The organism is Myxococcales bacterium (assembly GCA_016706225.1).
Taxonomy (GTDB): domain Bacteria; phylum Myxococcota_A; class Polyangia; order Polyangiales; family Polyangiaceae; genus JADJKB01.
The window spans coordinates 928,635-940,708 of record JADJKB010000021.1; the positions used below are offsets into that span (position 1 = coordinate 928,635).

General features: G+C 67.0%; 13 protein-coding genes. 5 read left to right on the forward strand and 8 right to left on the reverse strand.

The features are described from left to right. Positions 1 to 83 precede the first annotated feature (83 nt). Both IPI67_28845 and IPI67_28850 read left to right on the forward strand, forming a co-directional pair. On the forward strand, positions 84 to 1,067 hold the full coding sequence (locus IPI67_28845) for a polyprenyl synthetase family protein (protein MBK7584196.1): 984 nt from the start codon (positions 84 to 86) through the stop codon (positions 1,065 to 1,067). Continuing rightward, the gene (locus IPI67_28850) at positions 1,064 to 1,663 is read left to right on the forward strand and encodes a MarR family transcriptional regulator (GenBank protein ID MBK7584197.1); all 600 of its coding nucleotides are present in this window, start codon (positions 1,064 to 1,066) and stop codon (positions 1,661 to 1,663) included. The genes IPI67_28845 and IPI67_28850 overlap by 4 nt, the downstream gene beginning before the upstream one ends. Here IPI67_28850 and IPI67_28855 read toward each other — a convergent pair. The 3 genes from IPI67_28855 to IPI67_28865 all read right to left on the reverse strand — a co-directional run bounded on the left by IPI67_28855 (position 1,650) and on the right by IPI67_28865 (position 5,456). Further along, a complete protein-coding gene (locus tag IPI67_28855) occupies positions 1,650 to 3,326 on the reverse strand; it encodes an MFS transporter (GenBank protein ID MBK7584198.1) in 1,677 nt (558 codons plus the stop codon). The two genes, IPI67_28850 and IPI67_28855, sit on opposite strands and share 14 nt — an antisense overlap. Before the next feature lie 64 nt (positions 3,327 to 3,390). Next, a complete protein-coding gene (locus IPI67_28860; GenBank protein MBK7584199.1) occupies positions 3,391 to 4,686 on the reverse strand; it encodes a class I SAM-dependent RNA methyltransferase in 1,296 nt (431 codons plus the stop codon). Next, the gene (locus IPI67_28865) at positions 4,683 to 5,456 is read right to left on the reverse strand and encodes a DNA alkylation repair protein (protein MBK7584200.1); all 774 of its coding nucleotides are present in this window, start codon (positions 5,454 to 5,456) and stop codon (positions 4,683 to 4,685) included. The genes IPI67_28860 and IPI67_28865 overlap by 4 nt, the downstream gene beginning before the upstream one ends. A gap of 93 nt (positions 5,457 to 5,549) precedes the next feature. Between IPI67_28865 and IPI67_28870 the strand changes: the two genes are divergently transcribed. Next, entirely contained in the window at positions 5,550 to 6,623 is a 1,074-nt protein-coding gene (locus tag IPI67_28870) for an RNA polymerase sigma factor (protein ID MBK7584201.1), read from the forward strand. A gap of 9 nt (positions 6,624 to 6,632) precedes the next feature. On the opposite strand, the gene IPI67_28875 is transcribed toward IPI67_28870, so the two are convergent. The 4 genes from IPI67_28875 to IPI67_28890 form a co-directional block, all read right to left on the reverse strand. Next, complete coding sequence (locus IPI67_28875; protein MBK7584202.1) at positions 6,633 to 7,451, reverse strand: enoyl-CoA hydratase/isomerase family protein; 819 nt, start codon at positions 7,449 to 7,451, stop codon at positions 6,633 to 6,635. A 123-nt stretch (positions 7,452 to 7,574) separates the two neighbouring features. Further along, positions 7,575 to 7,982 carry a hypothetical protein gene (locus tag IPI67_28880; protein MBK7584203.1) on the reverse strand — a complete coding sequence of 136 codons (408 nt, stop codon included), beginning with the start codon at positions 7,980 to 7,982 and terminating at the stop codon, positions 7,575 to 7,577. Beyond that, positions 7,982 to 8,380 carry a VOC family protein gene (locus tag IPI67_28885; GenBank protein ID MBK7584204.1) on the reverse strand — a complete coding sequence of 133 codons (399 nt, stop codon included), beginning with the start codon at positions 8,378 to 8,380 and terminating at the stop codon, positions 7,982 to 7,984. The genes IPI67_28880 and IPI67_28885 overlap by 1 nt, the downstream gene beginning before the upstream one ends. Positions 8,381 to 8,387: 7 nt before the next feature. Continuing rightward, complete coding sequence (locus tag IPI67_28890; GenBank protein MBK7584205.1) at positions 8,388 to 9,932, reverse strand: benzoate-CoA ligase family protein; 1,545 nt, start codon at positions 9,930 to 9,932, stop codon at positions 8,388 to 8,390. 95 nt (positions 9,933 to 10,027) lie between these two features. On the opposite strand from IPI67_28890, the gene IPI67_28895 reads away from it, so the two are divergent. Together IPI67_28895 and IPI67_28900 are read left to right on the forward strand one after the other, a co-directional pair. Further along, the gene (locus IPI67_28895) at positions 10,028 to 10,819 is read left to right on the forward strand and encodes an alpha/beta fold hydrolase (protein ID MBK7584206.1); all 792 of its coding nucleotides are present in this window, start codon (positions 10,028 to 10,030) and stop codon (positions 10,817 to 10,819) included. Next, positions 10,816 to 11,586, forward strand: coding sequence for a creatininase family protein (locus IPI67_28900; GenBank protein ID MBK7584207.1), 771 nt, complete (start codon positions 10,816 to 10,818; stop codon positions 11,584 to 11,586). Before IPI67_28895 ends, IPI67_28900 begins: the two co-directional genes overlap by 4 nt. Here the strand turns inward: IPI67_28900 and IPI67_28905 are convergent. Further along, the gene (locus IPI67_28905) at positions 11,569 to 12,036 is read right to left on the reverse strand and encodes a hypothetical protein (GenBank protein ID MBK7584208.1); all 468 of its coding nucleotides are present in this window, start codon (positions 12,034 to 12,036) and stop codon (positions 11,569 to 11,571) included. The genes IPI67_28900 and IPI67_28905 overlap by 18 nt on opposite strands. Positions 12,037 to 12,074 lie beyond the last annotated feature (38 nt).

A 12,074-nucleotide genomic window follows, 5' to 3' on the forward strand; every position in this document is an offset into this window, starting at 1 on the left:
AGCCCGCGTCCCCAAGCAATTTCCCCGCGCGCCCCCGCGCCTTGCAGTTCAAGCGGTCTTGAACTACATGCCCGTCAATGAGCATGAGCGCCGTCGAAACGGCACGGGCTGCCGCTCGCGAGCGGGTGGACTTGGGGGAGATCGAGCGGGCGCTCGAGCAGGAGCTCGACGGACCGGCAACGGGTCTCATGAAGGCCGCCGAGCGGCACCTGTGCATCACACACGGTGCCAAGCGGGCGCGCCCCCAGCTGGTGTTGCTCTTGGGGCAGGTCGCCGGCGCACCGCAGGAGGGCCTGGTCGACGCGGCCGTCGCCGTCGAGCTGATCCACTCCGCCAGCTTGCTCCACGACGACGTCGTCGACGAGGGAGAGCTTCGGCGTGGGCTGCCGACAGTCAACGCGCGCCACGGCAACGTCGTCGCTGTGCTTGCCGGGGACCACCTCTTGTCGCGTGCCCTGGTTCGCTTGGCCCGATACCCGCAGGCACTCAGCACCCGAGCGGCTGAAGTCGTGGCGGAAATGGCCCGCGCAGCGGTGCGCGAAGTCGAGGTGCGCGGTGACGCCTCGTTGTCGACCAGCGGTTGGCGCGAGGTCGCGATGGGGAAGACCGCGGCTCTGTTCGGCTTGTGTGGGTTCGCAGCGGGCATTCTCTCGGGAGACCTGGCACGGGCGCGCCGCTTCGAGGCGGCGGCGCGCAGCCTGGGCATGGCCTTTCAGATGCAGGACGACCTGGGAGATCTGGTGGACCAGAACCAAGATCGCTACGGCGACATCAAGGAGCGAAACCCCTCACTGCCGGTGCTCTTTGCGTGCGAGGAGCACCCGGAGCTGGGGACGCGTTTCGCAAAGGCCTGGCGCTCGCTTCCGGTCTCGATGGACGTCGCGCGCGAGCTCGGAGAGGCCGTGCTCGACACACGCGCCGTGGACCGCACCCTCGACGCGGTCTTGCGTGACGTCGCTGAAGCAAGGACCGCCCTGGCGCCGGACTCCGGTCACCCCGCGGTCGATTTGATCTGGGCCTTCGCCGAATCGCTGCTGTCGGATCCACGGCGCGCGAGGAAAGCGTGAAACACCCTCGTTCCGCCGCCCGCCCGGCCGGTGCGACGCTGACGGAGTGGGAGGCGCTGGTGGTCGACGCCGTCGGGACGGTGATCGAGTTCTGGCGCTTCAAGCGCAACCAGGGCCGCGTCTGGGCACTCTTGTACTTGCGAGGCCGCCCCATGACGGCCCTGGAGCTGCAAGACGCGCTCGAGCTCTCCAAGGGTGCGGTGTCCATGGTGACCCGCGAGCTCGAGCAGTGGGGAGTGGTGAGCCGCGTGCGCGCGCCCGAGGACGCGTCGTGGCACTTCCGGGCCGAGACGGCCCTGATGAAGATGCTCGGCCGCGTCATCGAAGAGCGTGAGGCGCGGCTGGTGCATGGGGTGAAGCTCGATCTCGAGCGCGCCGAGCGCCTGGCCCGCGCGTCCGGCGACGTGTCACCCGACGTGCTCGTCCGCCTGCAGCGCATGAAGACCCTCGCAGGGTTGATCGACCGCGCGGTCCGGGGCTTCCTGCACACCGCACGGCTCGACGTCGGCGAGGCGCGCACCGTGCTGTCCGGGGCGATGCCGCTCCGGCGTCCCCGACGCTCGGCGTCCGAGTCTGCTCGCCTCAGTCCTGAATGAAATCTTGCTGCTTGTAGAAGTACGCACGCACACCAAACAGTGCGCCCGCGCCCGCCATGAGTCCGGCGAACAGCCAGAAGAACTGGGCCTCCGGTAGCTTGATGGTCGAGATCACCGAGACCAGGACGTTGCCCGCCGCAACGGTGAGCAACCAGAACCCCATGATGGTGCTCTTCATGCGCTTGGGCGCCTGAGTGTAGGCGAACTCCAACCCCGTGACACTCACCAGCACCTCGGCCAGCGTGATGATCAGGTAAGGGATCAGTTGCCACTCGATGGCCACCTTGCCCGGTCCCTCGACATCGATGCGCTGCTGAATCAACGCCACCGCGACGAACGACGCTGACGCCACCAGCATGCCGGCGGTCATGCGGCGGAGCGGCGTGGCCTTCACACCGAGCTTCTCCACGAGCGGATAGAGCCCGTAGTTCAGGATCGGGATCAGCATCATCACCATCAATGGATTCAGGGCGGCGACCTGCTGCGGGTCGATGGGGTCCGAACCAAAGAGCGGGACGACGCGTTCCATGGCCTTGGCCTGAATCACCCACGACGAGCCGTGCTGATCGAACAGCGCCCAGAAGAGGCTCACCAGGAAGAAGACGGTCATGATGGCCAGCACCGCGACCGGCCCCTCCACCGTGCCGATGCCAAAGTGCCGCACCGCGGGGCCGAAAAAGCGGCTCTCGGAGAGCTTCTTGCGCCGGGCGCGCACCTCCGCCGTCAGCTCCGGACTGGCGGCGTTCTCGTCCGCAGCGTCGCCATCGGCCAAGGCCGGCGCCTGGGATTTGTCGCCGCCAAAGTAGCGTTTGATCGCGAACCAGAGCACCGCCAAAAAGCCATCATCCGGCTGTTTGCGCTGTCGGATCTCGAACAGCACAAAACCGATGCCGAGGTGCACGAGGGTCGCCGAGACCTGGACCCAGAGTGGCTTGGTTGCAGTGAAAAAGAAGTGACCGACGGACATGAACAGCGCCGTCGAACTGAGGGTGTCCAGAAGCCCGATGGTTCCGCCCGGCCTGGCAGGCACATGCACGAACTTGTGACGCCCCAGCCAGAACACGAACGTCGCGATGGCCATCAAGACACCCGGGACGCCGAAGGCGATGCTGATGCCAAAGCGCTTCCAGAGCCACGGAATCATCAGCGTCGCAAAGAAGCTGCCGAAGTTGATGATGAAATAGAACGCCTGGTACACCGTTCTGACGCGAAACCAGTTCGAACGTCCGAACTGGTCGCCGACGTTGGCCGAGACACACGGTTTGATTCCGCCCGAACCCACGGCGATGAGGCCGAGGCCGAGCCAGAGTCCCCACACCGAGCCCTCGCCGAGTGCGAGCACGGCGTGTCCCGCGGTGTACACCAAGGAAAGCCAGAAAATCGTGCGATACTTGCCGATCAAGCGGTCGGCCAAGATGGCGCCGATCATCGGAAACGCGTACACGGCGGCCACGAACAGGTGGTAGTGCTCCTTGGCGAAGTCCTTGGGCGCCGACTCGAACAGCGGGTGGTGTTTGTAGAGCACGTCCGCCATGTACAAGGTCAGGATCGAGCGCATGCCGTAGAAGCTGAAGCGCTCACAGCCTTCGTTGCCGATGATGTACGGGACACCAGGCGGCCAGCCCTTGGTCTCCTGATCCGGATGTGTTCGCCAGTTCGACATGAGGCGGGCATCTTGCCCGGCTCATTCGCGTCCGCCAAGGGCGAGCGAGGCGACCGGCGGTGATTCACCCGCTCTTGGCGCGAAGCCAGATCAGCGTCTCGACGTGGTGAGTGTGTGGAAACATGTCGAATCCGGCCACGGAATCCACAGCGTAGGCTGCACTCAGGGCCTTGACGTCACGCGCGAGGGTCACCGGATCACACGCACAGAAAGCGATGAAGCGTGGGGCCAGCTCGAGCAGAGGCCGCACGGTCTCCCGTGCGCCGCCGCGGGGCGGATCCAAGAAGACGAGGTCGGGTTTGTCACGCGATTTGCTGCGCCGCGACAGCTCTCGCACCGCCTCGCCGGTGACGAATGCATCGTCCGAGACCCCGAGCGCGCGCGCCGACCGCCGCGCAGCACGGATGCTCCCGGCGGACTGCTCGATGGCAACGCCGGTGAGACCCGCGAGCAGGAGCGGCAGCGCAAAGTTGCCGGCCCCGGCGTAGAGCTCGATGAAGCTGCGGATGCCGCGCGTCTTCACGCCATCGAGGAGCGCGGTGACCATCTCCAGATTGACTGGCCAGTTCACCTGGACGAAACCTCCGGGCGGCGACCGAAGCTCGGCGCCGTTCGGCAACGGCCATTGCTGGTCGACGACCGGCCCGTCGGCAGCGCCACGTTCGACCGCGAGCCACTCTTGCTTGAAGGCAGCAAGCAGCGCTCGCTCCGCCGGTGAGGGTGCTCTGAGGCCCCTGGGCACGAGCCACAACGAGACCGGGGGCCCCGCCGGCGCAGCGCGGATCTCGATTTCAGCCCAGCGCGCCAGCGCCTGCGGCTCGTCCGCGGCCAGCTCGCGGATCCTCAGCAGGGTCCGGTTGATGGCGGGGTCACTGACGACACATCCGGGGATTTCCACGAGGTCGTGGGACTCCGGCGCATACAGGCCGATCCGCCCGAGTGTGTCGACGTGCAAGCGCAGTCGGTTGCGGTAGCCCAGATCGCTGCCGACGCTCCGCGTGTCGACCTCTCCCGGCAGGTCGCCGAGCCCGCCGATGCGCCGCAGTGCCTCGCGGATGATGCTGGACTTGGCTGCGATCTGACTGGGGCGTGCGAGGGGCATCCACTCGCAGCCGCCGCACGTCGCCTGCACCGGACAGACCGGAGGAACACGGGCCTCCCCCGGTAGAACCAGCTCCCAGCGGTCGGCTCGTACCCAGCTCGTGTGAAGCGTGTGTGCGATCACACGGATCCGATCTCCCGGCAGCGCACGGGAGGCGAAGCCGACGCGCCCGTCGGAGATCCGCGTCATTCCATCACCGCCCGGGACGAGGACTTCGATCGCCCACTCGGACTCGGGGAGCGGCGCCGGAGTCTTCATCGCCGAACCGATTTCCTTGCGCGCGACGTTCGCAGTGCGAGGGGCTTCCCACGCGCGCCACGCTTGAGCGGTTTCGTCACGTTCTTCAGTGCCTCGCGGCGGCTGAGGGGTGAGAGGCGCGCTCCGAGTTTGTCCACGTGCTTGCGGATTTCGTCGGGATTGATCCAGGCGTACTGCCGGAGCGCCCAACCGATGGCCTTCCGTATGAAGAACTCTTCATCCTTCAGATTCGGTTCGATGCACGCGTAGAGCAGCGGCAGATCCGTGTTCGGACCGAAGCGAAGCTGAGCCAGGATCGCGCTTCGGCGCTTCCACAGGTTCGAGCTTCGAGACCAGTCACGCACCACCCGCCTCATCGCAGCCGGCTCGATTTGAAGCAGGTGACCCATGCCATGTGCGGCCAACGCGTCTACGTAGTCCCACCATGCGCCGCGAGTGATCAGCCGCTCGAGAAGCGGAAGCGCGCTTTGCGTGAGAAACCTCCGCAGCGACGGCATGAGCAGCAGATCGACTGCCGCGTAGCGCTCCTCACGGAACTCGGCACCGTCGAAGAGCGCTCGAATGGTGCTTTCCCACTCCCTCCGGCCGGCGAGCGGGTGCGCACGGAGCCGTTGTTTCACCAGCGCGCGTCGCTCCGCCGAAGCAACTCCTCGGAAGGGCATGCTCGACTTCATGTAGGCCTGCATCGCCGGCGCCCGCGTCGGGTCTGAAGCCTCGGCGAGGCCCTTCACGATGGCCCGAGCGAGCGGAGGCAGGTTCCGGCGCGGCATGAAATCCCCTTTCAGCTCAGGAGCTTACGGCACGAAGACCGCCTTCGGTCACAGTTTTACTTCCTGAGCCGATGTCCGCCCAGGATCATCGGAATGGCTATGCCCGCCCTCGACAGTCGCGGAACCCTCCTCGCGGCGCCGGAGCTTCGCGCCGGCCTGATTCGCTTCGTGCGGGGACGGGTCTCGGAACCGGACGTCGAGGACATCGTGCAAGCGACGCTGGCGGATGCCTTCGCCGCGCGGGAGGCCCCCGAGAGCCCCGAGGATCTCCGGCGCTGGGTGTTTGGTATCGCCAAGAACAAGATCGTCGACCTGCACCGTCGGGGTGGGCGCGAGAAGCCGCGGGACGGCGTCGCCGACGAGGCCGTTGCAGAGAGCGCGCCGCTGAGCGCGCGCGACCTCTTGCGTTGGGCCGAAGAGGAGCTGCCCGAGGCCGAAGGCGCCAAGAGCACCTTGGACTGGATGCTGCGCGAGGGCGACGGCGAGAAGCTCGAGCACATCGCGGAGGAAGAGCAGCTCCCCGCGACGCGCGTGCGCCAGCGTGTGTCGCGCTTGCGAAAACACTTTCGCTCGCGCTGGGCGGCACAGCTCGCCGCCGCGGCGACGCTCACCGTGATCGGGGTCGTGCTCTGGGCATGGCTCGCGAACCGCACCAAGCCAGTTCCCGACGAGATCGCCCGCGAGACCCCGCCCGACGAACGAGCCCGCGAGCTGCGTCGTGTGGCCCTCGAGCGTTGCAACGCGGGGGACTGGGTGCCGTGTCTCGAAGGCCTCGATCGAGCGAAGGCCATCGATCCCGTCGGTGACGAAGCCGCCGCCATTCAGGAGGCGCGCAGCGCCGCCGCGCGACGCGGGGCACCCGCCCCGAGCGCGGAGCCCGTCCCGCTTCCAGCGCCCTCGACATCGGGCAACGCCCCCGTGCCGCCGGACTCGAAGAACAGCGAGCCGACCAAGGCGCCTGCTCCGGACATGAAGAAGATGGCGCCACAAAAGGGTTCGAGCCTCGACCCGTACCCCGTCCCCGCACCGTCGGAACCGCCACCGCAGCCGAACTTCGCGCCGCAGCAGCCGCAGCCGACACCGCCGCCGCCGGCCAAGGCCAATCCGCAAATGCCCTTGCCCCAGAAGAAGGCCTCCAAGGCCCAGAGCGACTTCCAATCGAAGTGAAGTCGCCGCTCAGCGCAGCTTCTGCAGCTCCGGCGGCAGCAGCTGATTCTTCTTCAGCTTCCACTCCGGCGCGCGCTTCTCCAGGAACGAGTTGACCCCCTCCGCCGCGTCGGCCTGTTTGCCGATCCAGTCGAAGAACAGATCTTCGAAGGCCTTGGCGGCGGCCGGATCGGTCTCGCCGAGCTGGTGCCACAGGAGCTGCTTCGTGATGGCCACCGAAACCGGCGCGGTGTTGTCCGCGATGTCTCGAGCCATCGCGACGGCGACCGTCATGAGCTCCTCGTGTGGGACGACACGGCTCACCAGACCGTAGGCGAGGGCTTCATCCGCGGTCAGGATCCGCCCCGTCAGGAGCAGCTCTGCCGCCCGCGCCGACCCCACCAAGCGCGGCAAGATCCAGGTGCTGCCGGCCTCGGGGCAGATCCCGCGCCGCACGAACACAAAGCCGATCTTGGCGCGGTCGGACGCCAGTCGAATGTCCCACTGGAGGGGCAGGGTCGCGCCGATCCCCACGGCAGGCCCGTTGATGGCCGCGATGACCGGCGTCTTGAGCACCCACGGGGAGGTCTTGTGTTCGAGCTCCCGCGCAGCCTGCCACGCGCGCTCCCGCGCGAAGGTCGCGCCCCCCGCCCCCAGATCGGCGCCGGCACAAAACGCCCGGCCCGCACCGGTCACGACGATGGCACGCACCTCGTCGTCCTGATCACAGGCGTGCAGTGCACCATAGAGCTCGATGCCCATCTCGACGGTGTAGGCGTTGAGTCGCTCGGGGCGGTCGAGTGTGATGGTCGCGACACGATGCTCGATGGAAGTGTGCAGAGTAGCCATCCCGCGAGGGTAGACTCAGTTCAGCCGGGACGAATAGATGCGGCGGACACCGGCGCGGTCGTCCTGCCAGACAACGACCAGAGCGCCGTTCGGCCGCGCGAACATGGGCCAATCACATCGAGCTCACGTGCCAGGGACGCCAAAGAGCTGTTTCACGCTCGGGCGACTGAGCACCAGCACGGTGAAGATGCCGAGGGCAGTGCCCAGGGGAACGTTCAGGCAAGTGAGACATGCAACCACGAAGCAGAACCAGTACCGGCGGTTCGACCGCAGCGAGAGCCCCGCGAAGAGCAAGACGAAGGCCCAAGTCCATCCCATCACGATCAACAGACCTCCGACCCCCGCGAAGATCCAGCCGGGATTGAAGGGTGGCGGGGGGCCCGCGCCACCGCCCACGAAACTCGGGTCACTGAGCATCTTCAGACCGATCAGCAGGTGCACGACCGGGATGCTGCCCGCCAGCGCCGCCAACCCCGCCATCACGAAGTGAAAGATGGACAGAAGTCCCAGCTCTTGTTGGTCCTTCTCCACTAACCCGCCCCCTGCGGAAGCGGATAGTGACTGATCGCCACGCGGTTGCCCTCGGGATCCCGCGCGTAGGAGCTCTCGGCGGTTCGTGACTCGAGCGGGGCACCGGCCTGCTCGAGCCGTCGCTCCAGCTCCGCACGCTCTCCCGGCGCCACACGGAACGCGAGCAGGAATGGCCCCCCGCCCACGCCCGTCACCAAGCGCGTGGGCTCCGAGGTTCGCTCGACCATCAGCACGCTGCCCAGCGTCGACAGCCACACCGATCTGAGCTCTCCCGTCTCGGTGAAGTGCCGCGCGACTTCGGGCAGACCGAACACGTCGCGGTAGAACCCAGCCACCTGCTCGACATCCCGCGCACCGAGCGCGATGTGATGAATCGCCCGCGCGACCGCTTCGCTCATGTTCGCCTCAGCCTCTGCGCAGTCGCCCGCGATCGACCTTGCCCAGGTGCGTCCGCGGCAGCATGTCCATGAACACGATCTCCCGAGGCGCCTTGTACGGCTCGAGCTGGTCACGCACGAACGTCCTGAGCTGCTCCGCCAGACCGGCCTCCTGCTGGTGCACCGCTACGAAGGCGTGGGGTTTGACCAGGCCGTGTTCATCCGGGACACCAACGACCGCAGCCTCTTTGACGGCTGGGTGCTGGAGCAGACAATTCTCGACCTCGGCGGGGGCGAGCCACTTGCCACCGACCTTCAGCATGTCGTCGCCGCGGCCCGCGTAGGTGAAGTTCCCCTGTTCGTCGCGGCTCACCATGTCGCCTGACACGTACCACTCGCCGCGAAACGCGCTGGCGGTCTTCTCCATGTTTTGCACGTAGGCGATGGCGCGAGAGGCGCCCTTGACCCACAGCCAACCGACCTCGCCATCGGGCAGGTCCCTGTCCTCGTCATCCCGGACTCGCACCTCGAACCCGGGCACGACCTTGCCCAGCGTCCCGGGGGTGACGTCTCCAGGTCGGTTGGTCATGAACACGTGCCACATCTCGGCGGTTCCGAGCCCATCGAGCAGCTCGACGCCGAAGGTCTCTTTCCAGCGCTGGTAGAGCTCGACGGGCAGCGCCTCGCCCGCCGAGGTCGCGAAGCGCAAACACGACAAGTCCTGCTCTCCCGCAGCCGGATGGCTGACCATGTGGTTCACCATCGTGGGGACGTTGATCAAGATGCTGGGCCGATGGCGGCGGATCTGCTCGAACAGCGCGTCGGCCGTGCATCGCTCCGGGAACAAGATGCTGGTGCCCCCGACCGAAAACGGAAACAACAGGTTCGAGCCGGTGGCGTAGCCGAAATACAGCTTCGGCACACTCAGGGTCACGTCGGACTCGGAGTAACCGAGCACACGCTTCGCGTAGAGCTCCGTCGTGTTGGCGAACGAGCCGTGAGTCTGGACCACCGCTTTCGGCCGCCCTGTGGTGCCGCCGGAGAAGAGCCAGATGGCCGGGTCGTCCCGGTGAGTGGGATAACTTTCGTGGTCCGCGCTGGCCCGCGCCATCGAGTCCTCGAAAGAGGCCGTCTTCGCCAGGCCAGGCGGCGCCCCGCCCACGACGAGGATCGTCTTCAGATCCCGGGCGCCCGCGGCGGCCCGCGCAAAGGTCTCGGCCTGATCTCGGTGCACGACGGCGACCTTCGCCCGCGTGTACTGGTAGAAATAGGCGATCTCCTCCTCTTTCAGCAGCGTGTTCACCATCACCACTGCCGAGCCGTTGGCGAGCGTACCGAACAGGCTGAACACGAACTCCGGGAGGTCCGGCAAACCGATCAACACCCGTTGCTCCGGATCGACCCCAAGCTCGCCGAGCACGTTGGCGAAACGATTCGCCGCTGCCTTCACCTCCGCGTAGGTGACCCGGCGGTCGCCCGCAATCAGCGCAATCTTGTCGCCCTTCCCCTCGCTGACGCGCTCGCCCAGAAATCGGTCGGCCAGGTTGAGCAGCTCCGGGAGATCGACGGACATGCCCGTCACGAAACGACCAACACGGCGGGAGGTCAAGAGGGGCGCGCGGCGATCAACGCGTGGACCTGGGTGGGGGTTACTTCTATGCTGCCGCCATGTCCGACCGATTTCCCGTCATGTCCGGAGCGGAGGCTTGGTCAGCGCCGGGCACCGGCTCCCGCGCCGGCATCGGCGTCGTGGTCTCTCACGGCTTCACCGGCAACCCGACCGCAACACGTCCCCTGGGCGAAGCGCTCGCCGGCCGGGGGTTCGCGGTGGAAGTGATCCGATTGCCCGGTCACGGCACCCACTGGCGCGACATGGCCCAGACCCGCTATGGCGACTGGCGCTGGGAGATGGACCGCGCGCTCTCGGAGCTCGTGCACAGCCGCAAACGCGTGGTTCTGGTCGGCCTCAGCATGGGCGGCACCATCGCGTTGGACGTGGCCTGCGCACGACCCGCGGACGTCGCCGGGGTCGTGCCCATCAACTGTACGATCCTCGAGCGAGAAGGATTCATTGCCAAGGCGGCGCCGGTACTCGAGTACATCTTGCCGGTGGTGCCGGCGGGGGCCGCGGGTCTGATCAAGAACGACATCGCCAAGGGTGGTGACGAACGCGCGTACGAGATGGTCCCGGCCAAGGCGGGCAACTCGTTCCTCAAGCAGCTCTCGCGAATTCGAACCGGCCTCGAGACTCTGTCGGTTCCCGCGCTGGTCGCATACTCCCCGAACGATCACAGTGTGCCTCCGGAAAACTCGAGGGCGCTGTTGAAGCTCCTGGCCGGCAAGAACGCCACCGAGCTGGTCCTCGAGCGCTCGTACCACCTGGCAACCCTCGACCACGACTTCGACCTACTGGTCGAACGCATCGCCGAGTTCGCCGACCGGGTCGGGAAGACGTCGTGAGCTCGGCGCTCCTCGGCGACCTCACCTTCGAGGAGCTGAAGGCGCTCGACAAACGCAAGCTCTGGGTGATCTTGCCCGTCGGCGCGACGGAGGCGCATGGGCCGCACCTCCCGCTCTCGACCGACGTGATCATCGCCGAGGGCATGGCCCGCGCGGGCGCTCAGTTGCTCGGAAGCCGAGACCTGGACGCACGCATCGCCCCGCCGCTGGCTTACACCTCAGCCGGCTACGCGGCGGGTTTTCCCGGGACGATCTCGGTCCAGCCGGAGACCGCGACGGCGCTGGTCGTCGACATCGTGAAATCGCTGGCGCGCCACGGAGTGAATCAGATCGCGATCGCCAACGCCCACCTCGAGCCCCAGCACATCGGCTCACTGCACGCCGCGGTGGCGGCGCTGTCGTCCGTGGCCAGCGTGGTCTTCCCGGACGTCACGCGCAAACCCTGGGCGCTCCGGCTGACCGACGAGTTCAAGAGCGGGGCCTGCCACGCAGGGCAATACGAAGGTTCGATCGTGATGGCGGAGCAACCTGCCCTGGTGCGCGACGAGCTGATGCGGTCATTGCCGGACAACCCTTCGAGCCTGTCGCGTGCCATTCGCGAGGGCAAGACCAGCTTCGAGGCCGCCGGTGGCCCGCGCGCTTATTTCGGCTCGCCGGCGAGCGCGACGGCCGCGGAGGGCCGAACGACCCTCGAGGTGCTCGGCCAGATCCTGGCGGACGCCATCTTCGCTTCGCTCGAGGCTCGAGAGTCACCCGACGCGCTGTAGCGCAAAGAAGAACTGCTCTCCGCGCCCGCGCCCCGCCGAGATCCCGCCGAGCCCGAGGCACAGCTCGTCCGACAGCGGTGTGGCCTCGTCGTACAAGAACTGATTCACGAACCCCGGCAGCCGACGGTCGTCGTACAGGAAGCGGATGGTCTCGCCATTGCGCCAGCGCGACGGCCCCACACTCGGCTCGAAATGCCCAACGGCCAGGCGCGGGTCGAACCAGAACCAACATTGCCGATCGAAGTCCACCCACCAGGCGAGGCGGGCGAACATCAGCTCCTCGATCGGCCGCAGCACTGGATGGGTCGCAGCCGGTGTCTCTAGCCACATCAGCAGCTGACCGCGGAAGATACCCGAGGGTACCTCGACCGGGTCGCGGGTCACGTACTGCTCCTCCAGCTCGGCGCGGGTGGCTGCGCGCAAGCTGCCGAGAGATGCCGGCGTTCGCACGAAGGACAAGCTACCACGAAGCTGGTATTTAGGGCGCC